The 22,701-nt window shown below is 38.7% G+C and carries 20 protein-coding genes; 7 read left to right on the top strand and 13 right to left on the bottom strand.

From position 1 onward, the window contains the following. Window positions 1-91 precede the first annotated feature (91 nt). Both K6I41_RS02915 and K6I41_RS02910 read left to right on the top strand, forming a co-directional pair. A complete protein-coding gene (locus tag K6I41_RS02915) occupies window positions 92-1,873 on the top strand; it encodes an acyl-CoA dehydrogenase C-terminal domain-containing protein (protein WP_250375167.1) in 1,782 nt (593 codons plus the stop codon). 122 nt (window positions 1,874-1,995) lie between these two features. Further along, entirely contained in the window at window positions 1,996-2,478 is a 483-nt protein-coding gene (locus K6I41_RS02910; protein ID WP_013196854.1) for a phosphate-starvation-inducible protein PsiE, read from the top strand. A 49-nt stretch (window positions 2,479-2,527) separates the two neighbouring features. On the opposite strand, the gene K6I41_RS02905 is transcribed toward K6I41_RS02910, so the two are convergent. After that, complete coding sequence (locus K6I41_RS02905; protein WP_174743759.1) at window positions 2,528-2,911, bottom strand: RcnB family protein; 384 nt, start codon at window positions 2,909-2,911, stop codon at window positions 2,528-2,530. A 164-nt stretch (window positions 2,912-3,075) separates the two neighbouring features. Between K6I41_RS02905 and K6I41_RS02900 the strand changes: the two genes are divergently transcribed. Then, entirely contained in the window at window positions 3,076-3,522 is a 447-nt protein-coding gene (locus K6I41_RS02900) for a hypothetical protein (protein ID WP_004789125.1), read from the top strand. A gap of 203 nt (window positions 3,523-3,725) precedes the next feature. On the opposite strand, the gene K6I41_RS02895 is transcribed toward K6I41_RS02900, so the two are convergent. After that, window positions 3,726-5,189, bottom strand: coding sequence for a phospholipase D family protein (locus K6I41_RS02895; RefSeq protein WP_250375166.1), 1,464 nt, complete (start codon window positions 5,187-5,189; stop codon window positions 3,726-3,728). 75 nt (window positions 5,190-5,264) lie between these two features. After that, window positions 5,265-7,340 (bottom strand): zinc piracy TonB-dependent receptor ZnuD, encoded by a 2,076-nt coding sequence (gene znuD / locus K6I41_RS02890; RefSeq protein WP_250375165.1) that lies wholly within the window; start codon window positions 7,338-7,340, stop codon window positions 5,265-5,267. Between the two features lie 137 nt (window positions 7,341-7,477). On the opposite strand from znuD, the gene K6I41_RS02885 reads away from it, so the two are divergent. Continuing rightward, window positions 7,478-8,242: a DUF4184 family protein gene (locus K6I41_RS02885; protein ID WP_250375164.1), complete on the top strand. Its 765-nt coding sequence runs from the start codon at window positions 7,478-7,480 to the stop codon at window positions 8,240-8,242. A 171-nt stretch (window positions 8,243-8,413) separates the two neighbouring features. Then, the gene (gene aspS, locus K6I41_RS02880) at window positions 8,414-10,198 is read left to right on the top strand and encodes an aspartate--tRNA ligase (RefSeq protein ID WP_004789117.1); all 1,785 of its coding nucleotides are present in this window, start codon (window positions 8,414-8,416) and stop codon (window positions 10,196-10,198) included. 65 nt (window positions 10,199-10,263) lie between these two features. On the opposite strand, the gene K6I41_RS02875 is transcribed toward aspS, so the two are convergent. Then, on the bottom strand, window positions 10,264-11,292 hold the full coding sequence (locus tag K6I41_RS02875; RefSeq protein WP_225996007.1) for a stealth family protein: 1,029 nt from the start codon (window positions 11,290-11,292) through the stop codon (window positions 10,264-10,266). Window positions 11,293-11,495: 203 nt separating this feature from the next. On the opposite strand from K6I41_RS02875, the gene K6I41_RS02870 reads away from it, so the two are divergent. Next, the gene (locus K6I41_RS02870) at window positions 11,496-11,714 is read left to right on the top strand and encodes a hypothetical protein (protein ID WP_004789113.1); all 219 of its coding nucleotides are present in this window, start codon (window positions 11,496-11,498) and stop codon (window positions 11,712-11,714) included. A gap of 39 nt (window positions 11,715-11,753) precedes the next feature. Here K6I41_RS02870 and K6I41_RS02865 read toward each other — a convergent pair whose 3' ends face one another. Both K6I41_RS02865 and K6I41_RS02860 read right to left on the bottom strand, forming a co-directional pair. Beyond that, complete coding sequence (locus K6I41_RS02865) at window positions 11,754-12,683, bottom strand: lipooligosaccharide outer core biosynthesis glycosyltransferase GtrOC6 (RefSeq protein WP_005309593.1); 930 nt, start codon at window positions 12,681-12,683, stop codon at window positions 11,754-11,756. Window positions 12,684-12,712: 29 nt separating this feature from the next. Then, window positions 12,713-13,468, bottom strand: a complete 756-nt coding sequence (locus tag K6I41_RS02860) for a glycosyltransferase family 25 protein (protein WP_250375163.1) — start codon at window positions 13,466-13,468, stop codon at window positions 12,713-12,715. Between the two features lie 68 nt (window positions 13,469-13,536). Between K6I41_RS02860 and ghy the strand changes: the two genes are divergently transcribed. Further along, on the top strand, window positions 13,537-14,427 hold the full coding sequence (gene ghy / locus K6I41_RS02855; protein WP_192455232.1) for a glycosyl hydrolase Ghy: 891 nt from the start codon (window positions 13,537-13,539) through the stop codon (window positions 14,425-14,427). Here the strand turns inward: ghy and K6I41_RS02850 are convergent. The 7 genes from K6I41_RS02850 to glnE form a co-directional block, all read right to left on the bottom strand. Then, window positions 14,424-15,458, bottom strand: a complete 1,035-nt coding sequence (locus K6I41_RS02850; RefSeq protein WP_250375162.1) for a glycosyltransferase — start codon at window positions 15,456-15,458, stop codon at window positions 14,424-14,426. The genes ghy and K6I41_RS02850 overlap by 4 nt on opposite strands. A 7-nt stretch (window positions 15,459-15,465) precedes the next feature. Next, entirely contained in the window at window positions 15,466-16,233 is a 768-nt protein-coding gene (locus tag K6I41_RS02845; protein ID WP_013196844.1) for a glycosyltransferase family 2 protein, read from the bottom strand. Next, on the bottom strand, window positions 16,230-16,985 hold the full coding sequence (locus K6I41_RS02840) for a polysaccharide deacetylase family protein (RefSeq protein WP_151767872.1): 756 nt from the start codon (window positions 16,983-16,985) through the stop codon (window positions 16,230-16,232). The genes K6I41_RS02845 and K6I41_RS02840 overlap by 4 nt, the downstream gene beginning before the upstream one ends. Continuing rightward, complete coding sequence (locus K6I41_RS02835) at window positions 16,982-18,010, bottom strand: glycosyltransferase family protein (protein ID WP_107881283.1); 1,029 nt, start codon at window positions 18,008-18,010, stop codon at window positions 16,982-16,984. Before K6I41_RS02835 ends, K6I41_RS02840 begins: the two co-directional genes overlap by 4 nt. A 22-nt stretch (window positions 18,011-18,032) precedes the next feature. Further along, window positions 18,033-18,923, bottom strand: coding sequence for a mitochondrial fission ELM1 family protein (locus tag K6I41_RS02830; RefSeq protein ID WP_250375161.1), 891 nt, complete (start codon window positions 18,921-18,923; stop codon window positions 18,033-18,035). 67 nt (window positions 18,924-18,990) lie between these two features. Continuing rightward, the gene (locus K6I41_RS02825; protein WP_004789093.1) at window positions 18,991-19,917 is read right to left on the bottom strand and encodes a branched-chain amino acid transaminase; all 927 of its coding nucleotides are present in this window, start codon (window positions 19,915-19,917) and stop codon (window positions 18,991-18,993) included. Window positions 19,918-19,941: 24 nt separating this feature from the next. Continuing rightward, complete coding sequence (gene glnE, locus K6I41_RS02820; protein WP_151767870.1) at window positions 19,942-22,692, bottom strand: bifunctional [glutamate--ammonia ligase]-adenylyl-L-tyrosine phosphorylase/[glutamate--ammonia-ligase] adenylyltransferase; 2,751 nt, start codon at window positions 22,690-22,692, stop codon at window positions 19,942-19,944. Window positions 22,693-22,701 lie beyond the last annotated feature (9 nt).

The raw sequence follows: 22,701 nt of genomic DNA, 5'->3' as shown, positions 1-22,701 counted from the left end.
TCAATGATAAATTTACACTTTAAATTCCATATCCATTTCGTTTTACAGGATATCTAGCACAGGCCAATGTGCACAAAAAAGGTGAACGATTATGCCAATTTACAATGCTCCTTTAGCTGATATGAAATTCATCTTAAATGATGTATTTAAAGCAGAACAATTTTGGCAGTCTAATGAGAAACTCGCTCATGTAGATGCTGCAACAGCTGAAGCAATTTTAGAAGAAATGGCTAAATTTGCTCAGAACGTGACTCATCCATTAAACCGTACCGGTGATGAAGAAGGCGCTCGCTATGAAAACGGTGAGGTGTTCACACCAACTGGTTTTAAAGATGCATTCCGTCAATATGCAGAAGGTGGTTGGATTGGCTTAGGTGCCGATGAAGAATGGGGCGGTCAAGGCATGCCAAAAATGCTCACCGTTCTTTCTGATGAAATGTTATTTGCAACTAACCCATCATTCATGCTCTACCCGCTTCTTTCTGTGGGTGCAGGTATGGCTTTAAACAGCTATGCATCTCAAGAACAAAAAGAAACTTACTTACCAAAGATTTATTCAGGTGAATGGTCGGGTACGATGTGCTTAACCGAGCCACATGCAGGTACTGACTTAGGTATTATTAAAACCAAAGCAGAACCTAACGAAGATGGTACTTATAACATTACAGGTACTAAAATCTTTATCACTGGCGGCGACAACGATTTAGCAGAAAATATCATTCACTTGGTACTTGCTAAAACTCCAGATGCCCCTGCGGGTTCACGCGGTATTTCTTTGTTCATCGTGCCAAAGTATTTGGTAAATGAGGATGGTTCATTAGGTGAACGTAACCTCGTTGGCCCAGGTTCTATCGAACACAAAATGGGGATTAAAGCGTCTGCAACTTGTGTGATGAACTTTGATGCAGCAAAAGGTTACCTTGTTGGTAAAGAAAACGAAGGTCTTGCTGCCATGTTTGTCATGATGAACTACGAACGTTTATCTATGGGTATCCAAGGTTTAGGCGCGTCTGAATTTGCTTATCAAAATGCAGCGCAATATGCGACTGATCGCTTACAAGGTCGTAGTGCAGCTGGTGTTCAATCACCAAATAAACCTGCCGACAGCATTTTAGTCCATGGTGATGTTCGTCGCATGTTGTTAAACGTACGTGCAAACAATGAAGCATCACGTGCTTTTGCAGTCTATGTTGGTCAACAGCTCGATATCACTAAATTCTCAACTGATGCTGAAGCTGTGAAAAAAGCCAATAATCGCGTTGCGCTTTTGACACCAATTGCTAAAGCTTACCTCACAGATACCGCATTCCAAGCAACTTTAGATGCTCAGATGGTGTTTGGTGGTCACGGTTATATTCGTGAATGGGGCATGGAACAATGTATTCGTGATCTTCGTATTGCTCAAATCTACGAAGGAACGAACGGCGTTCAGTCTCAAGATTTAATTGGTCGTAAAACCATTAAATGTGGCGGTGCATTCATTGCTGAATACATCACTGAGATTCGTGACTTTGCAAATGACTTAGACACCGATTTGAACTTCATTAAAGATGCAACTTTAGATGCTGCAACTGAAATCGAAGCAATTACTCAGTTTATTATTGAACAAGCTGCTGAAAACGTAGACTTCCCGAATGCTGCTGCTGTTGATTATCTACATGCAGTTGGCTTACTCAGCTTCGCTTATATGTTTGCAAAAATTGCAGCGGCAGCAAAAGATAAGTCTGGTGACTTCTATCAAAACAAACTGGCTTTAGCTCAATACTTTGCTGATCGTATCTTGCCTGATATTGATGCACGTATTGCTAAAATTAAAGCTGGTTCTGACTTAATTATGGGCTTCAGTGAAGACTACTTTACGAATCAAGCTTAATTAAGTTCTTTATGAAAAAGCGTCTGAATATTCAGGCGCTTTTTTATTTTGTATTTACTATTTCCATTGGCATGAAATTTGTTTAATTTCTAAACATTAAGAAACAAACAAAAGATCTTACTATGCCTGATCCTAAAAAATACGAGCGAATACTTGACCGTTTTGGTCATTACGCCGTAGAAGCCTTCCACTATTTAGCCCTGTTTATTATTGGATGTATGGTGGCTTGGTCCGCAGCCAATACTGTTTTTGAAATTTTGACTGTCAAAAAGTATGCTTCAATTGATGATATTTTATTATTATTTATATACTTAGAACTTGGGGCAATGGTTGGAATTTACTTTAAAACCAATCATATGCCTGTACGCTTTCTTATTTATGTTGCGATTACAGCCTTAACTCGCCTACTCATTTCCGATATCCAACATGATCATAAAGCGGATATGGACCAAGTTATTATTACCGGCTCGATTCTTATTTTAGCTCTTTCTATCTTGGTTGTTCGTTTTGCATCTTGGAATTATCCGTCAGTGATGAGAGAGAAACATGCAAAAACACCAACGCCTTTAAAGCCCCCTCAGCCTCAAGATGATGAATTAGCATAAAAAAATGGCCTCAATATTGAGGCCATTTATATATTCTAGATTTCAAAAATTAACGGACACGATAAATTTGGTGTTTTGAGTCTACGAGTAAATATTGATTCGGTGTTTTAACCCAACGGTATCCACGTGGTGGCTCATACAAACGATGCGATCTCCAGTCTGAAACATAATAGCGACTATTGCGGTATTCTGCTGGAACACGATCGCCACGTTTAAATGCTACATATCGACCATAGTGCTTACCGCGATCGGCATTTGACCACTGTGGAGCGCGATAATCATTTCGGTAGTCATGACGGCGGTCATCACGATGCTCATATCGATCATAGTTTTTACCATGGTTATTGTCCCAACGATGACTCGTATCGGCCATCGCAGTAGCAGACATACCCAACATTAATGTTGAAAGTACAAGAACGATTGGCTTTTTCATGACCTATTTCCTTTTATCTTGATCTGGAGCTAGATTAAAAGAGAGTCAAGGAGAAACCATGAATAAAACAGCTTTGATTGATATTGTTTGTAATGACTATAAAGAAAATATGAAGAATCTGTATCTGTGCTACCATTACCATTTTTCAAACTAGGTCAATTGCTGTGTCTGAAATCAGTTTTGAACGTCTTCATCAATTTTTTTGCAAAGTTCCAACCGTACAAGAAGCCCGTATCATGGCTCATGGAGCAGACGGCGAACATGCTTGGTGGTTTAAGTTCAGTATTGATGTAGAGCATCCGCTAGCATGGCAAACAGTTCAAGAATTAGGACATGTTTTAAACTATCTATCAACGAATGAACGTCTACCGACTTTATTCTTCCCTGTTTCTCCACCACCATACATGAACGGTGAAGCAAAAGACTTTCTATCGTGGATTATTCAGTGTAACCATCCTGAATTTAACCCAGATGTAGTCTGTGACTGGCTTGAGGCTCGTTTACCAAATCCTGTAGATGATGAGTCGCAGTGGAAAATTAAGACTGATTTGAGTGAATTAGAAAAGTTAGATGATAAGACGTTGGATCAGTTGATTCCTCCAGCGCCTTAAATCGGACTTGTGGCACAGCCTTTACTTACAGTGATGTTCTAATGTCTTTTGTACAGGCTAATGTCTCACTTTTGAGAGGTCAAAAGTGACAAAAACCTTTGTTTCACTGATGTTGCTTCCCTGCAACACAGTGAAACGGCGACATCCATGTCGCTAATCATCTTGCCAAATCTATACAAGACTAAAGATTAAAAATTGAAAAATTAAAAAGTCGATAACCCTGACCATTCCATAAAACGATAAATCCAATACTTCACTTTAGACTCATCTGCATACTTCGCGTAATCCACGCTCATCTGTCTACCTTGTAGGTTTGACCAAGAGGTATTGAAGTAATCTTGCGCATCTTTAAAGACTTGATCTTGAACTTTACCCACAACCAGCATATCTGTTTCAAGGTTGTAATTTTTTAAATTACGGGCTGTAAAATTAGCAGATCCCACAATTAACTCAGCCTGTTGGGCGTTATATTTCAAAATCATTTTGCTATGGTTCTGCTCACCATGTGTGTCACACCAACGGATTGGAATTCCCGCAGCATGTAGCTCTGAAGCTACCTGACGGTTTGGTATACCATTCTTTTGTCGACCAAATGCATCTTTATTTGGATCAAGTAAAACTCGGACAATAACCCCTCTATCTTGAGCACTTTTTAGAGCCTGAATAATCTTGCGTTCAGATAAATAGAACATACTTAAATCAAGATGCTCTTTAGGCTTAGCCGAGTTAATTAATTTCAATACAGATTGATAAATCGCACCTTCAGTTAACACTTGAACTTGAGGTTTGGTTACGTCTTTTTCAAAGTCCCCTAAAATGAGCGATGGAGAACTACTGCCTGACATTCGCGCAACCGCGGCTTCAGATTGTAAAACATCTGCTGCTGTCGCTCCTGTTACAACTAATGCGACATTTGAGTGTCTAGAACTACCATCATGCGGATTTGCTGAAGTCACCAGTGACTTCCAACCAGTATCGGTATCGACGACTACAGTTTTACGGTGATTCGCCTTAAAGTTAAATAAGTTCAAATAACTGCGCAGTGTAATTTTTTCATCACCGAATGGATTCGGCAACCAGCCTTTCTCAGGGTTATTTCCAACATTCTGACAGCAGATGTACCATAAGCCTGACCAGAATGGATTAGAAGCACGTAAAGGAGCTAAATTGGTTTCAATCACATCAACACCCGCTTGACGTAACTGACGATAATGTTCAGGGCTTAAACCACCATATACTGAGTTAATCGGGTCAGTAATTAATACAATCTGGATTTGGCGATTTTGTCTTTTTTTACTTACTAATGCATCGGTTAACTCTTGCATTAATGGCCTTTGCTTTAGTTTTGAATCGCCAACTTCTGAATTAAACAAGAACATATCAACCACAACTGTGGTTTTTGCCTCATCAATCATTTTCAAGATTTCATCAAAGATGTGCTGATCAACCTGCTGTTGCCCTTTTGCATCAAGGTAGGTTTTATCTGCTAAAAATTTGACATCGGCATGTCTAAGCTTGCCACTAAAGTTAATCCCTTGCGGCAATGGTTTTACTGTGTGGTAAATTGCCGATGCAATATATGCAATAGCAACAACGCAAAGTAATATCGCCATATAACGACGCCCTGACCAATTTATTTTTTGATGAATTCGTTGAAAAATACGCATAAAAAAGACCTAACTTGATAGTTTCAAATTAGGTCTTTTGGATTGATTTTTCAAGTTTAGTTTCGTGTTAAAGCCTTAAAAACTAAAATCAACACCTACCGTAAAATTACGTCCAACTTGTGGAATATTTGATAAGAAAGATGCATGTTGATAAACCGTGTCATCTAACAAGTTATTCGCTTTCATATAAATACGATAATCTGTTTTTGCACCATATTGTCCAGAATATGCCACCCCAAGATTGAGCATGTTATAGCCTTCAGTTTCGGTCTCGTATGCCGCGATTTTGTCTTGGTTAAAGACATGATAATACTCAGCAGAACCACTAAAACCATCACCAAAATCTGCATCGACTTTAGTACCTAAACGTCCTGCTGGAATACGCGGCGCATTACCCTCTGCATCAATTTTACCGCGTACATAGTCACCAAAAGCACTAATCTTGTACATTGGGGTAATTTGATAACCAATTTCACCCTCTGCACCATAGAAGCGTGCTTTATCTTGAGTATATTGAACTAAACGGAAGTCTTTATAACGGTCAAGGGTTTGCGCGTAGATGTAGTCATCAAACCAGTTATGGTAAACATGAAGATGGTAATCAAGTTTGTTATTATCAAAATGCAAACCTAACTCAACATTATTCGATTTTTCCTTACTGAGTTGATCATTTCCTAACTCATAAGTATTTGTCGCAAAGTGCCCACCATTTGCATATAACTCTTGAGCTAAAGGTAAACGTTCCTGATGTGAAGCGACAAAAGAAAGTTTGTAGTTGGGTGCAAACTCCCAATTCGCAGCACCTGCATAGGAAAATGCCGAGCCATCAAAATCTTGTTTAGAGTTATCGTCTACATCAACTTCTTGCTGATCTGCACGTGCAGAAAGCTCAAAATGTACGTCTTTCCATTGCTTATGTTCTAAAGCAAATACGCTCCACTTTTTAGTAGTGGTCGGTGCCATAAAGGCTTCTTCGCCAGTTAAATTCAGTTTTTGCTGGCCTAACTGTGCACCAATGACCCCTTCCCAACTTGCAATTGGGTTATGTACCAACTCGACACGCCCGTCATAGCCTTTGTTTTGGAATCGGGTTGCAATTGCACCCTCTTCAATTTCGTCATGTTGATAGTCGGTATAGCTCGCTTGTGCACGTAACTTTTGAAAGCCTGCAAACGGATCATTTAATTCAGTTTTAAAATCATAACGCTCAGATTTTAAGTCAATCCATGGACCGCCATGTTCGTGATCATGAGCTTCTTGTCCATGATCATGAGCTTCTTCACCATCTTCATGCTCATGGTCTCCACAATGCAAATGTGGTGTTCCTGTTAAATGAGCGCTACAACTTTCGTATTCATGACTATGCCCTGGTAAGCCATATTGATCACGACGGTTGCTATAAGAAATTCCCGTATAACCACGGTCATAAATCCAAGATAACCCGACGTTAACTGAATCACCCTGAGCAAAGGTATTGTCTACACGGCGCTCTTTTTCACCTTCATGAATGTAATTTGGCGCAATGTAGTTATTTGCATCACGTGTTAACCCCTCAACACGTAAAGCAACTTGGCTACCCAAGCCAACAGTTACTCCAGCGCTCGCCAGTTTTTCATCACTTCCAGTGTTATAACGTAAGCCAACTTGTCCTTCATAACCATTTTCAGGCATTTGCGTAGGGATCTTGTTATCAATTACGTTGACTAAGCCACCAACAGTTCCAGCACCAAACAGTAAAGTTGAAGGACCTCTAATCACTTCCACTTGCTTCGCAAGCACAGGATCTACAGTTACCGCATGGTCAGGAGACAACGTTGAAACATCAATATTTTCTGATGAATTTTGGAGTACTTTAACGCGTGGTCCATCTTGCCCACGAATCACTGGTCGACTCGAACCAGCCCCAAACTGATTAGCATAAATTCCTACTTCACTACTCAGCGCATCCCCAATGGTGGCAGCACCTTGCGATAAATGCTTTTGATCAACAACAGTATCTGCAACTGCAAAATCTTGTGAAGTTTGCTCAAGTGGATGAGCCTTAATTCGAATAGTTTCTAACTTTTCAACATTTTCACTTTCTGCTGCAAACGAAGGAACGGATATGACAGCTAAAATGGATAAGGTCAAAATATTTTTATAAAACTGCATTGGATGTGTCCCGAATCACGATATGTTTTATTTTTGTTATATTATAACATTTCGTTTGTTTTGCAATAAAAAACATTTTTAATTAGACGATTCGTTAGACTGGTCAACTAAATGATGTGAGTAATTTTTGATTTCTAATGCCTTTTACCATCTCTCATGCCGTTATAGCTCCTCCTCTATCCAAACTTAGCCAAAACACTTTACCGGTTGCTGCGTTAGCCATTGGGAGTATGACACCCGATCTTTACCGCTTATTTACAGTTCAGTCCAGCATGCTGACGCACCAATGGAAAGGTCTAATTTATCCCAACCTTGCATTAGGCCTCGTCTTTTGTGCAGTTTGGTATTTTCTTTATCGTCCAGTGGTGTATCGTTTTTTCGGTGTGCAACATGATCTTGGCCTCAGCTCTTTAAAACGTATTTTTATATTTTTTATTGGCGTTATATTTGCACTCATTGTCGGTATAGCAACTCATCTCATTTGGGATGGCCTTACCCACTCTGACTTTAGAACTTTTATATTTAAAGACTTTTTATCACAAACCGTTCATTTATTTGGTCATCCCTACCCTTTGCATCGTCTTTTACAACTTGGCTCCTCTGCTCTTGCCTTACCTTTTCTTGGTTGGATGGGTATTCACTATTACCAGCGCTACAAACAACACTGGAAAGTAGATAAAAAAATTAAAATTTTCGCGTGGTCTCTGTTTATTCTATCTACAGTCTTAGGCTTATTTTCATTTTGGGATTATGCACGTTACATCCCTCATGAAGTTTGGCATGCTGATACCTATTATTTTACGGGCCGTTCTATCAATGAGTTTATGCAAGGTTGGTTAAGTACTTTTAGCTTAGGATGCTTATTATTCTTGTTTTTAGATCGGCAACAAAGAATGGGATGAATCAGAAAATTTGCTGCCAAATTGCTCATTTTCAGGTTAATTTCCGCGGTTTTTTGATCTAGTTCTTGTGGCAAACCATGCAACAGGGCATAATCGAAAACTTATTTTTTTTGACGGTGCGCGGTTTACGCATCCGTCTTTTCAGCCAATATAGTTTGGATATTTTTCATCATGATGCGAACTCATTACTGTGGCTCTTTAACTGAAGCCCAAATCGACCAAACCGTTACACTATGCGGTTGGGTACATCGTCGCCGTGACCATGGCGGTGTTATTTTCCTTGATATGCGTGACCGCGATGGCCTCGTTCAAGTGGTTATTGACCCAGATACTCCAGAAGCATTTGCAACTGCAGATAAAGCACGTTCTGAATATGTATTAAAAATTACAGGTCGTGTTCGTCGCCGTTATGAAGGTACTGAAAATGCCAACATGGTGAGTGGTCAAATTGAAGTTTTAGGTAAAGACATCGAAGTTCTTGCCGCTTCAGAAACACCTCCATTCCCTTTAAATGATGAAAATACCAATATTTCTGAAGAAATTCGTTTGAAATATCGTTTCTTAGATATTCGTCGTCCTGAAATGTTGGATCGTTTACGCTTCCGTTCTAAATTGACCAATCTTATTCGTAACTATTTCGAAGATAATGGTTTCTTAGACGTTGAAACACCTATTTTGACACGTGCAACTCCTGAAGGTGCGCGTGACTACTTAGTACCAAGTCGTGTACAAAATGGTAGTTTCTATGCACTTCCACAATCACCACAATTATTCAAACAATTGTTGATGGTGGGTGGTATTGATCGTTACTACCAAATCGCGAAATGTTTCCGCGACGAAGACTTACGTGCTGATCGTCAACCAGAATTTACTCAAATCGACGTTGAAACATCGTTCATGAGTGACGATGACATTATGGACTTAATGGAAGTCCTTACTGTGAAGATGTTCGATGAACTTCTTGGCGTTAAATTCGATAAATTCCAACGTATGACTTACGCAGATGCAATGCGTGACTATGCATCAGACAAACCTGATATGCGTATTCCGTTGAAACTTGTTGACGTTGCAGACTTAATGCAAGAAGTAGAGTTCAAAGTATTTGCGGGTCCTGCAAAAGACCCTAAAGGCCGTATTGTTGCTTTACGTGTTCCAGGTGCAGCATCATTGCCACGTAGTGCAATCGATGAATACACTAAATTCGTTGGCATCTATGGTGCAAAAGGTTTGGCTTACATCAAAGTTAATGAACTCGCTAAAGGAATTGAAGGCCTTCAATCTCCAATCGTGAAATTCATTGAACCGATCGTACTTGAATTGTTGGCACGTGTTGGTGCGCAAGATGGCGATATCGTATTCTTTGGTGCTGATAAAGCTAAAGTTGTAAATGATGCAATGGGTGCTCTTCGTGTGAAGATTGGCCATGATTTGAATCTTGCAACTTGTGAGTGGGCTCCACTTTGGGTTGTTGATTTCCCAATGTTTGAAGAAACTGACGATGGCAAATGGACTTCTGTTCACCATCCATTCACTCTACCAAAATCAAGCGTAGAAGAAGTGAAGAGCAATCCAGGTGAAGCGCTTTCTGTTGCTTACGACATGGTATTGAACGGTACTGAAGTTGGTGGTGGTTCTCTACGTATTTATACATTAGAAATGCAAAAAGCGATTTTTGAAGCGCTTGGTATTTCTGATGAAGAAGCAGAAGAGAAATTCAGCTTCTTATTAAATGCACTTCGTTACGGTGCTCCTCCTCACGGTGGTTTGGCATTTGGTCTTGACCGTTTAGTGATGTTAATGACTGGCGCGACTTCTATTCGTGACGTTATTGCATTCCCTAAAACTAAAACTGCTGAATGTCCACTTACTCAAGCACCTGCTCCTGTTGAAGCAAATCAGCTTCGTGACTTGGGCATCCGCTTACGTGAAAAGCCAAAAGCTGAAGAATCTAAATAATTTTTAGATTCTCAAATTAAAAAACCCTGCTTATGCAGGGTTTTTTATTCATTAATTTTCAAATTTTAATGGGATATTTCTTTTTCAAAACTTGAGAGTGTTTTAAATTTTTGATCAAAAATTTGAATGATTTCTGTTTTAAGCTTTTCAAAATCGACCACGTGTTCATCGTCATTTAGACAAATTTGTGGAAGTTGTTCATTCTTAATAACCTGATTAATTTCAGGGAGATTTTGTAGCCTTAAGTTAAAGTTTTGTCCACGCTCAAATATATTGACAGGATAAAAACGGGATGAGCACAACTGCCACAATCGAAAAAGATACTGATTAACGTCTAAAGGCTGTCTAAATCGATGACTTGATACTTCATTTAAATAAACTTCTTCAGTTTTCCAAACTTCTTCAAATACTGATTTCAAAAAAGGTTGAGGCAAATGAGTACTATAAAAACTTGAAAATTTTCGATTATATAAACTTAAAAAATTACCCAAATTACTACTCATAGAATAGCGATAGTTAAAAAGTGCATAGGGATTTTTATGGAGTAATTTTCGCTTATCAAAGTGCTTATTAATAATCGCAACATCAGTCAGGGCAACGGCACCTAGAAAGTTCTCTTCACCTACAACCATAAGTGGCTGTAAACGCACACCATCACAAGGTAAACCATTTCTAAAAAAGAACTCAGGCTCTAAAGGCCTATTGATAAAAGTATCATCATTAAAATAGACAAAATGCTCTGCTAGTCCCTCAATTTTATGAATATTGATTTCAATAGCATGCGAGTTAAATGTCGGTAAACAGTTTGATTCCATGATTTGATCATGTGTGACCAAATTTAACTTAGGATGATTTTTGACTAAAAATTCAGGGAAATGACCACAAGTCACTAAATGGATCTTTCTAACCCACGGGCAAAATTTCTCAACAGATCGAAACCAGTAATGAAGATTATTCCAGTCGCGATAGCGGCATTGATCAACATGTTCAACCGCCTTTGTTTTAGTTTCTTTGGATTTATAATATATGTATTGTTGCTGCCATTTCGTATCAGTTGAGTCTACCCAAATCATTACAAAATCAACAGGCTGCATTAAACATATATCCAAATAAGTACAGAAATTTACTAGAAAATTTCAGATAAAAAATGGAATTCAAGGTTTATTAATGTTAATAAAAATTCACAATTTATTCATAATTTTAATTTTTCTACACAATTGACTCAATTTAGACTCTATTGAGATGAGTGTGGGCAAATGGCATAATATCACCACTTTTTCTCCCTTGGTGATTCATTATGGCAATGCGCCCTGATGTACGTCGACATGCTTTAATCGTAATTGTATTCTCTCTTGCGCAGTGGTTTTTCATGCGCTACATCCTTGCAAATGAATTATTTAACATCACTACAAATCAACGTATTCTTTATTTCTGCGTAAGTAGCTTAGCAGGTGCATTGCTTATTTTTGTTGCGCTGATTTATATGGTTTTAAAAGGAAATGCGGATAAAAATTAATATCCGCTTCCCCTCATAAAATTTAGATAATCCTAAAATTTATTTCCCAATATAGTTATCACATAACTGTATCAATTCCGGATGTCTGTCATGCTGATGGACAATAGGAATGATCTTTTGGTTACGATTGATAATAAGACCTTGATCATTAATCGTAATTTGATCTATTGGATATAATCCAAGAGTTACAATAATAGATTCAAATGGCTGACAGCGAGTTACATCAGCTAATTCATCAGTAATTAATAATTTATTGTGCATTGCCTGATCATAGATTCTTTCAGACATTTTTTGATATGGCTGTTTGCAGAACTCTTCAATCATTTTATTGATATAGACTTTAATCGAGTTCATATCTCCAATTGTGACGCCTGAGCACGAAACCTGCTCATCTTTTGCACTATTATAAAAACCATCTCCATACGCATCGATAATCCATTTTTGATTATATTGCTCAGTGCCTATCGTATAATCTGGATTTTCCATACCAACAAAGAGTCCTTTGCCGAGATCTTTAAAAGGATTACCCTGAAAAAAAACGTCTCGCACATCGCTAAGCAGCACATGTGAAGCATCCGGATGACTTTCTACAACTTCTTTATATTCAAAAAAGCGACTCACATGCGGATAGCCTGTGATTTTAAGTGCTTTTATTTTTGAATCAGGAACTGCTTCATTTACAGTTAATCCAATAATTTTCTTAAGAATATTTTTTATAAACTTAAACTTGTAAATACCTGAGTATTTTGACTTTGATTTAAATTTCCCAATCGTTGAAACTTTAAATTCAATTTTAAAATTTTTGATATCTGAAAATGCATTAACAAACTCCGGCATTTGCTCTTTATAGATAATTAAAGTCAAAATGCCATCAAAGTCTGTCTTTTCCAAAGAATATACAAAAGAAGAAATGAGGTCAGCACTGTATCCAGTTGCTGACCCGATAATAATATTTTTTTGCTTAGTCATAAAATTAGTAAGAAAATCTAAAAAAACGACTAAATTATATATTTATTAAGTACATATTTCTTTAGTTTAACTCTTAGGTAACGTAACAAATCACTGTCATCTTGTGAAATAGGAGTAATTAAGCTTCTTTCTTTTTCTAAATAACTTAACGCATCATTATTTTCGATGATTGGGTGATCGAATAAAAAGCTGACATAGAAACTGAAATCACCTCGTCCAACAAGGTCTTGCCAGTGATCATAAATTTTTATCGGCTGATGATAATCAACCAACATTTGCGCCATTTTACGGTCTACAACATAGGCATACGCATAGGCTAGTTTTTCAAGATAATCGTAATCAACTTTTAGAATTTTTTGGTTATACAACTCTGCGGGTAAAAATTTTCCACGAACGCGATTGCATATTTTCATTTGAATACCACCCAAGCTTAGAAAAAAGCACGGACCTAGATTCAAAGAACTAATATGTTTTTCTAAGTCTTGGAAATCAATTTCAAAACGCTCAATCACATCATCTTCAAAAATAATTGCATATTCTTCATCGGAGCTTAAAAAATCTTTTAGTGCAGCAATATGAGACATGGCACAACCAAGCTCGCCAGGCGTCATCGGTTTTTTCTTGCCTGCCACCCCTTGTTGAAAATATTCACTGACGCTTAAATTTTTACCGATTACCCCAAACTGCTTAAATTCATCACGATATTTGTAAAATGTTGCTTGAGAGTACAACTTTTTTAAACGTTCACTATTAGCAGATTCAATACTGATTAAATATTTTTTCATTTCATTCAAATGTTAAAATGAGTCAGGGATAGTCTATCTAATTATAGTTATATCGAGTGTAAAATTTAATGCTAAATCGCCTGATTCAAAAAAAATGGTATAAATACCAACAAGCAAAAAAAGCAAAATCTTTTGACTCTCATTGGTATATGCGTTTTGGCTGGTTAGAACAACCGTTTACAACACTTGAGCAACTAGATTCTCTCTTTGAGATCCATTCCCCTAAAAAGTTTACATTTGCAGATAGCTTTTATACTTATGAAAATGGTCGTCATTTCATTTTTTTTGAAGAAGTTGATGACGAACATCCAGTAGGTTTTCTTTCTGTTTTAGAAGTCTTTAAAGATGGCACCTACACACCACCAGAGACAATCTTAAAGCTCGACTATCACCTTTCTTATCCTTGTGTATTTAAGTTAGAAGACACTTGGTACATGATCCCAGAGACTTCTGCCAACAAGACGATAGAACTTTGGAAATGTACTGAATTTCCACTGAAATGGGAAAAGCATTCTAATCTGATCGAGAATATCGAAGCAGTCGACAGCACCCCTTTCTATCATGAAGGCTTATGGTATCTTTTTACTTCAACGCGTCGTGATTGTAAGAAATTTGGTGATCGTTTAGATCTATTCTTTACCGAAGATATTTTAAATCCGAACTGGCAAGAGCACCCAATGAACCCAGTGTGCCGAGGCAGTCAGCAGTTCCGTATGGCGGGTAAACCTTTTATTTATAAAGGCCAATTGGTTCGACCAAGCCAAGACTCTTTAAAACGTTATGGCGGTAATATCGAATTAAAAGCGATTACTCAGCTTAGCCCGACAGTTTACGAAGAAAAATTACTAGAAGTAGTTTTACCAGACTGGGATCAAGCAGATGACGGTTGTCATACCATTAATGTCGAAGATAACTTCGTGGTACTTGATGCCATCCGCCTTACACCGAAGAATAATTAAGTTTTCAGCAGGCCTTTATAAATATTAAGCGTCTGCTCAGCCATGGCTGGTACAGTCAGTTCAGCCTTGGCTTTTGCATATAAAGGGCTAAAGTCGTGTTGAGCCTCAGGTTGAAGCGCACATTTAATCGCTTTTGCTAAACCTTGTGCATCTCCAATTTCTGCCAGATATTGCTCCGGCAACCACTCAATCACACCGTTCACTTTGGTTGAAGCCATTGCTTTATCGGCCTGTAAAGCTTCGACCATGACGAGTGGAAAACCTTCACGATCTGATGACAAAACCACGATATCTGCTAATTGCACCAGATCTCGAGCATCGGTTCTAAACCCAAGAAAAGCGACCCGATCTTGCATGTTTAATTCACTGACTTGTTTTTCTAAACTTGCTCGAAGTGAACCATCACCAATAATCCATAAATTGGCATCAATCTGTTGCATTGACTCAATCAGTAAACTGATATTTTTTACTGGCTCTAGACGTCCAATACACATAACAACTTTTTTGCTTGTATCTAGCTCAGCAAAATTTTTTTGAATCGATTGAAATAACTTTTCTTTATTTTCAACTGTAAGTACGGGTTGAGGATAGACCCCGTTGTAAACCACGTGTGCTTTAGACTCAGGAATGCCTTGCGTGAGTGCTTGGCTCACCGCAATAACAGCATCACCTGCTAAATAAGCAGACTTATTCTTTTTAGTACCATGTACTGTTGTCACAAATTTTGGACCAGATAAAAATGGCTTAATTCGGGCAATCAGCTCAGCCGCCTTTCCTGCTTGTGCATGAACAATAGCAGGTTGAATTTTTTGGATCAGATTTTTAAGTTGCCAAAGTAAAAAAATATTCCAGCGGCTGCGTGCAAAATCAACAGCATGAAAATGTACCTGTTGGCTAAACTTGTCTAGATAGCAAGGATGTGCAATCACATGTACTTCATGATTTAAAGCGAGCTCATTAACCAAATTAAAAGTATGCTGCTCTAAACCTCCAATTCCACCGCTCGTTGCCAATACCTGAACAATTTTCATAGCTTGCCTACTTATTTTTATCTTTATTCAGAGTCTGTTCAAACAACTTAGCTTCTTTTAGAAATGCATAAAACGCGTTAATCATACTATTTACGAAACCACGCCAACCATTTAAGAAACTACGGCGAATGAAATAAGACTTCATAAAAGTCACTGGCATCACCAAAACCAATTTTGCAACGCTTGGAGACTTTCCTTTTTGGAATTTCTCTAATGCTTTTAAATTGGAATATTGGTTATTTTTTTCGACTTTCACGAAAATGCTCGACTCGCCATAATGATAAATATCATGTTGAGCGCGCTGAGATTCACCATCCACAATCACATTTTCATGGACCTTATTGGCAAGGTCATAATGTCCTTTAGACTTGCGAAAAAAGCGTACCTTTGCATGCTTTTTAGTATATTTACTGTTGGGAACACCTAAAAAAACATCATTAATCGGTGTGATTAAAGCATCAAGCTTATTCTGCTGAATGGTCTCAACAATTTCTTGTTTTAACTCCTTAGATAAGACTTCATCACCATCTAAATTGAGTACCCAATCATTACGGCATTTTGCTAGAGCCAAACTTTTTTGCCCAGCATAGCCTTGCCAGTCTTGATGAGAAATTTGCGTATTTTCAAAGCGCTGTGCAATTTCATAGGTATTGTCAGTACTGCCAGAGTCTAAAATAATGACTTCATCAAATTCACTGACACTTTGCAAAGTTCGCTCTAACCAAGCACCACAATTTAAAGTGACAATATAGACACTACATGGAATTTTATTCATAACTTATAACGTCCTTTAGCAAGGGCGATACGCATCTGTAAAGCATTCATGGCACCATGCGTGCTGACACGTGGAATATTAAATTGATTAACTGCTTCATAAGCTTCGATTTTTTTACGCGTCGATACAGCATTTTTAAAGCCAATCTCTTCGGCCATTTTCTGGTGCTTTTCGTTAAATCGACCAAATGGATAGGCAAAGCTTAGGCACTTCCCAACTAATGCTTCAACGTCGCGTTTAGACTGAAGCATTTCGTCAAAAGCGGTTTGATCGTCAAGCTTAAGTAAGTTCACATGGTGTTGCGTGTGCGCACCAAATTCAATCAAACCAGAATTCGCCATTTCCTGGATTTGATCATGAGTGAGCTTTTCGATGCCTTCAATTTGCGTCGCCAAATAAATGGTTGCTTTTGCATTATATTTTTTAAGTAATGGATAGGCATAAAGATAATTATCCATAAAGCCATCATCAAAACTTAAAGCAACGACATTCTTTTGATTACGATATTGTTCAAGCTCAGAGACAAAACAAAAAGTAGTCCCCTTACGTGTCAACAACTTTAAGAGTTGTTCAAACTTTTCAGGAGGCATGTTCATACCAGAGGCTGCATCTTTAGGGGTAACCTGATGCAACATCACAATGCGTGGTAGTTTGTTCGAACGGAACGGAAGCCAGAAAGTATAATTACCCAGCACATATAACAGTGCAGCAAGTACTAATAGGCCTACCGCAACGTACAAAAACCACATCATGCATAAACCTCATGTGACCATTCATAATCTTCTGAAAAGGGCTGCTTAAATGTCACTTCAACCATAAATTGGGTGATGCGTTTAGCATTGAAAGACCTACGTGTTTTCTCCCAGCCCTCTTTCGCTATTTTTTCAGCCTGATCTGGGTTTTGATCAAAGAATTGGATCTTCTTGGCCAAGTCAAACTGATCATCAAAGTAAACCACTTCCTGTTCGGTGTAGAGCTTCTCAAAGCCCGGAATTCTTGGGCTAAAAGTCAATAAACCATTACCAGTCAGCTGTACAATACGGTCAGAACTATACAGAGTTACATCATTACGGCGTGAGTAATTAAGTCCCATTTTTGTTTCAGATAGAACTTTATAATACGCTTTACCGTAGACACCAGGCTGTTCAAAACAACCATAATATTGGTAATTCACATGGCCTTGTTGCAACGCATCTGCTAAGTCCTTTAAGAACTTCTCACGCTCAGGTTCTTTATAGACTACGCCACAAAAAATAAAGGTCTTATCCGTATTCACATTTGAAAATTGCTGTAGTGTTTCTACATTACGGTGACCCACATTTGGCAGATAGGCTACGCTTAAATGCGGCTGTTTTAATTTTTGTAGATATTCGCCACCTGTTGTACAGAAAATAGCATCTAAATACGGCGAGAACGCTTTAACAAAGTCGAGTTTGCTTTCAAGATAAAGCGGGTCAACATACCAAAATGCAATTTTAGTATTTGGATAAGCTTCTTTAATCTGTCTAAGAACATCTGGACTCATTAAGTCACTATGTCCAATAAGTACCAGATCAGGCTCAATATTATTAACGACCTTTAGTACTTCTTTATTAGCCCAACTGGCGCCCAGTTTTTTTGTTTTAAAAATGGTACCCATTCGAGCCATGTCACGAAAACTAAAGTCATAAACGAAATGGCCATTTTCAATTAATCCGGCAGAAATTTTACGGTCTGTGCAGTAAAAATGGGCGCCTTGTTTATTAAAGCCAAAATTCGCAATATGCAATATTTTCATTTATTTACTCAAAATAAAAAATTTAATTTTTCGCTAAAAGATATGTTGCCACACGGTCTGCTTCTTTAAAAGCATAAGGTTGTGGTAACTGTACAACACAAGTCTGCTGTGAAATTAATTTTGATTCTAACATTTGATCAACTGAGTGGGTAATCCGGTCGTCTTTCAACCGATCCATTGCCATTACACCGACTCGACAACCCGCGGTAAGCGCCTCAAAAATCATAGATACGCTGTCTTCTGTTACCCAAACAGCTTCTGCTTTTTGCATTTCTTCAAAAATCCAGCCTTGAGGTGTTTGATCAACTGGAAATATTTGTAAATGCCCAGCAAAACTTTGCTGTCTTAAAGTATCGATAAATTCTGCTGGCGTGCGACGTGAAGTTGTTAAAATAATTTCAGCGTTTGGATTATTCTCAACAATTTTTTGAACACTGCTTAATACTTTGTTTTGGTTCCATTGATGTCGTTTAGATGAACCACCTAAAGCAATTAAAATTCGGTCTTTTTGATGGCGGTTTTCATTACGAATTGGATTTAATGCGCCACGTGTAACAATCACATGGCTATCAGCATGAATACCGTCATGTTCTGGAATAACAGCATAATCAAAGCAAACCACAGGTAAGTTAGGCTTCATCAATATAATAGTTTTGGCTTTTCTAAAAATTTTGCCGAATAACCAGACACGAAAATGTGTGTGGCTTCCCACTCCAAATATAAAATCGGGTACTTTTTTTAATAACGATTTTTTTGTAGAGAAAAGCGCCTGAATTAAAGAAATAATTGGTAAATCAGAAATAAGGATCTCTTCAAAAGTTGTTTCTGGCTGTTGTCTTTGCATTGCCTGAAACAAGCCTAATGCTTGCGAACGGTGTCCTGCCTTACCATCAGAGACATAGACAATATGCATAAAAGCTCCCGAAGCCAAAAATAAAAAGGCGAAACTTATGTTCGCCTTTTTATGTTAACGGATTAACTTATTTTACGTAAGTTAACCAGTGTTCATATTTCGGATTTCTACCTTGAACTGCATCAAAGTAAGTCTTTTGAATTTCAGTAGTAATTGGGCCACGGCCACCTGTACCAATTGGACGGTCATCGTATTCACGAATTGGTGTTACTTCCGCAGCAGTACCTGTGAAGAATGCTTCATCTGCAATGTAGAATTCATCACGTGTAATACGACGCTCAACAACTTGATAACCAAGATCTTTAGCAATCGTCATTACTGTTTGACGTGTAATACCATCAAGCGCACCACCAGCGATATCTGGAGTGTGTAAAACGCCATCTTTAATTAAGAATACGTTTTCACCAGAACCTTGGCACACATAACCTTGTGGGTCCATTAACATAGCTTCATCGTAACCAGAATGTGCAACTTCTTGGTGAGCAAGAATTGACAACGTGTAGTTACCAGATGCTTTTGCTTTACACATTGTCACGTTTGGATGATGGTGAGTAAATGATGAAGTTTTAACACGAATACCATTCGCCATTGCTTCATCACCAAGGTATGCGCCCCACGCCCATGCTGCAACTGCGGCATGAATCGTGTTATTTGTTGCTGCAATACCAAGTTTTTCTGAACCGATCCAGATTAATGGACGTAAATAGCAAGAAGCTAATTTATTTTCACGAACAACATCGATTTGTGCTTGTTCAAGCGTGGCTTGATCATACGGCACTTTCATTTGATAAATTTTTGCTGAATTTAACAAACGTTTTGTGTGGTCTTGAAGACGGAAAATAGCAGTACCTTTAGGCGTTTCATAAGCACGAACACCCTCAAATACGCCCATACTGTAGTGTAATGTATGGGTTAAAACGTGAATCTTTGCATCACGCCAATCAATTAATTTTCCATCTTGCCAAATAAAACCATCACGATCAGCCAAATTCATGGAACACTCCAAATTGTTATAAAATCATTCACTATCCAACTCAACCGAAGCGGTTGGGTCTATTAATCTTTGCCATAAATTGCAAACGACCGCACGGGTACTACGCCAGTCCGCTGCGCTGACTTGCATGGATTGATTTGCAAGGGCTAAGCGGTGGCTTTCGGCACGTTCACTAAGATAGGCTCGAATTAATGCTGTGGCATCTTCACTGGATAAGCAGTCTGCTTTAGCAGCATCTTCTAATATTCTTACATTATCAGAATAATGGGCGAGATCGGGTTTCGTCCCGCTCCATGCAAGTACAGCATACTGTGCCATAAATTCGATATCGACGATACCACCTGCGTCCTGTTTTAAATGAAAAATACCATGTTTTTTTTGTTCAGAAGACGAACCTAAGTGGTCTTTCATTTTCTGACGCATTTTCAACACTTCCTCACGAACATAAGCCTCATCTCTAGATTGAGTCAATATCTCGCGTCGAAATATTTCAAATTTCTGGCAAAGCACCTCATCACCAGCAATAGAGCGTGCTCGAACGAGTGCCTGATGCTCCCAAAGCCATGCACTTTTCAATTGATAGTGTTCGTAGGCCTTAAGACTTGTCACCAATAAACCGGCCTCGCCTGAAGGTCTTAACCGCGTATCAATTTCATAGACACGGCCATCAAGGGTTTGAGTGGTCATGAGTGACATAAACTTTTGAGCAACACGCATAGCAAACTCAAAGCCACTAATTGACTTCGTTCCATCCGTATCTGCTTGCTCATCTAGATAATGAATAAAGACAAGATCCAAGTCAGAACCATAGCCAAGCTCAATCCCCCCCACTTTGCCATAACCAATAACAGCAAAGGCTTTGTAGTCGAGTGAGCAGCGTTTTCCATCGACATCACATGGATAACCGTGACGCTTTGCTACGGTCTGATAAGCTAAATGAAGTGTTGCATTAACACTAACTTCAGCAATATCGGTTAATGCATCAGACACTTTCATTAGTGGGCTTTCCGCTAATACATCACTTGCCGCAACAGTGAGCACATTGCTCTTTTTAAACAGTCGAAGTGCTCGCATTTGGTCTTCAACTTGATCAATTTCAATACGAAGCAATTGCTGACGTAATGAGTCTTCTAAGTCCTTACGCTTTGGTAACTCAAAGCCCATCGATAAAAACTCATCAAGCAGTACCGGATATTGCGTTAGCTCTTCACAAATCCACGGACTTACGGTCGCCATTTTAACTAAACGTTGCAATGCACCTTTACTTTCAATCAACATCACCAAGTACACGGTTCGGCGCATGACTGATTCAATCAGCGGCATTAAGCGCAAAAGTGCAGTTTGAGGTTGTTCTGACTGTAAGATCACTTCAATTAAATGAGGCCAGAATGTTTTTAAACGCTGGACAGCATTTGAAGGTAATTTTTTGAGTGCGTGACCATGCCAGAATTCATGAATCAGATTTTTCGCATTGTCATCCAATACTTCATCTAACTGCTGTTCTAACTGTCCAAAGTTTTCAGTTGCGGCATTGGAACTTGTATCTTCAATGAGCTGCTTAAATTGAACTTTAACTTTTTGACGTTTCTCGTTAAGAACATCAATAAATTCATCCCAACTCGTAAAACCTAAGGTATCTATAATGCGTTGTCTTAAGTCTACTTCTTGTGGCAATAGCTGAGTTTGTTGGTCATTGAGGGCTTGAATTGCGTGTTCAACACGGCGTAAAAACAGGTAAGCATCCTCAAGTTCTAAAACAGCTTGTCTTTCTAACAAACCAGCTTCGCCAATGTGCTCAAGGCTAACTAAACATTGGCGGTCTTGTAGCTCACGTTTAGAACCACCATAAATAAGCTGGAAGACCTGAACAATAAACTCAATTTCGCGAATACCGCCTGCTCCGAGTTTAATATCATCCTCAATATGACGACGCAGAACTTCGCGCTCAATCATCGCTTTCATATCACGCATCGCGGCAAAAGCGGTGTAATCAACATAACGGCGGAATACAAAAGGACGTGTCATTTCTAACAAGTCTTGTCCTTCTTTACCTCCCGTCACAACACGCGCTTTAATCCATGCATAACGTTCCCACTCACGGCCATGCTGACTTAAATATTTTTCTAAAGCTGCATGACTAATCGCTAGTGCCGAGCCATCTCCCCAAGGACGCAAGCGCATATCAACTCGAAATACAAAACCATCTGCGGTAATGTGCTCAAGCAAATAAATGAGTTTTTGTCCCCACAAAATACAGAACTGCTGTACATCAATGCATTTGCGACCATTGGTTTCACCTTGTTCATCAAAAGCGAAAATCAAGTCAATATCACTCGACAGATTAAGCTCTTGAGCACCAAGTTTACCCATGGCAACGACAATCAAGTCTTGAACTTTGCCAGAGTAACTCACAGGTTCACCGTGTTTTGCCACAAGTGCTACACGTGCAAAGTCCTTTGCTGCACAAATACTTGCATCGGCAAAATCAGAAAGTTCGCGTGTGAGTGTGACAACATCGGTAAGCTGATTGGCATCTTGCCAAATCCAACGGAACATTAAACGACTTCGTAAAATGCGTAATCCACGCATCCAAGATGTTTCGTCACCAATTCCATCTAATGTGGTTTGTACAAATTGATAAATCTGTTCAGTCGAGAGCGGTGCAGTAAATTGATCTAGTTGGTAATCTTGTTCTAAAACAGCTTGATGCAAGCCTAAAACTTGTTCTGCGTACTGACTCGCACGCAATGTTTTTTGTAACTGCTCCGCATTCATATAAAAAGC

Source organism: Acinetobacter sp. AS23 (assembly GCF_023612055.1).
In the GTDB taxonomy this organism is placed as follows: domain Bacteria; phylum Pseudomonadota; class Gammaproteobacteria; order Pseudomonadales; family Moraxellaceae; genus Acinetobacter; species Acinetobacter oleivorans.
Note: the sequence above shows the minus strand (reverse complement) of the source record. Positions and strands in the feature narration are given on the sequence as shown.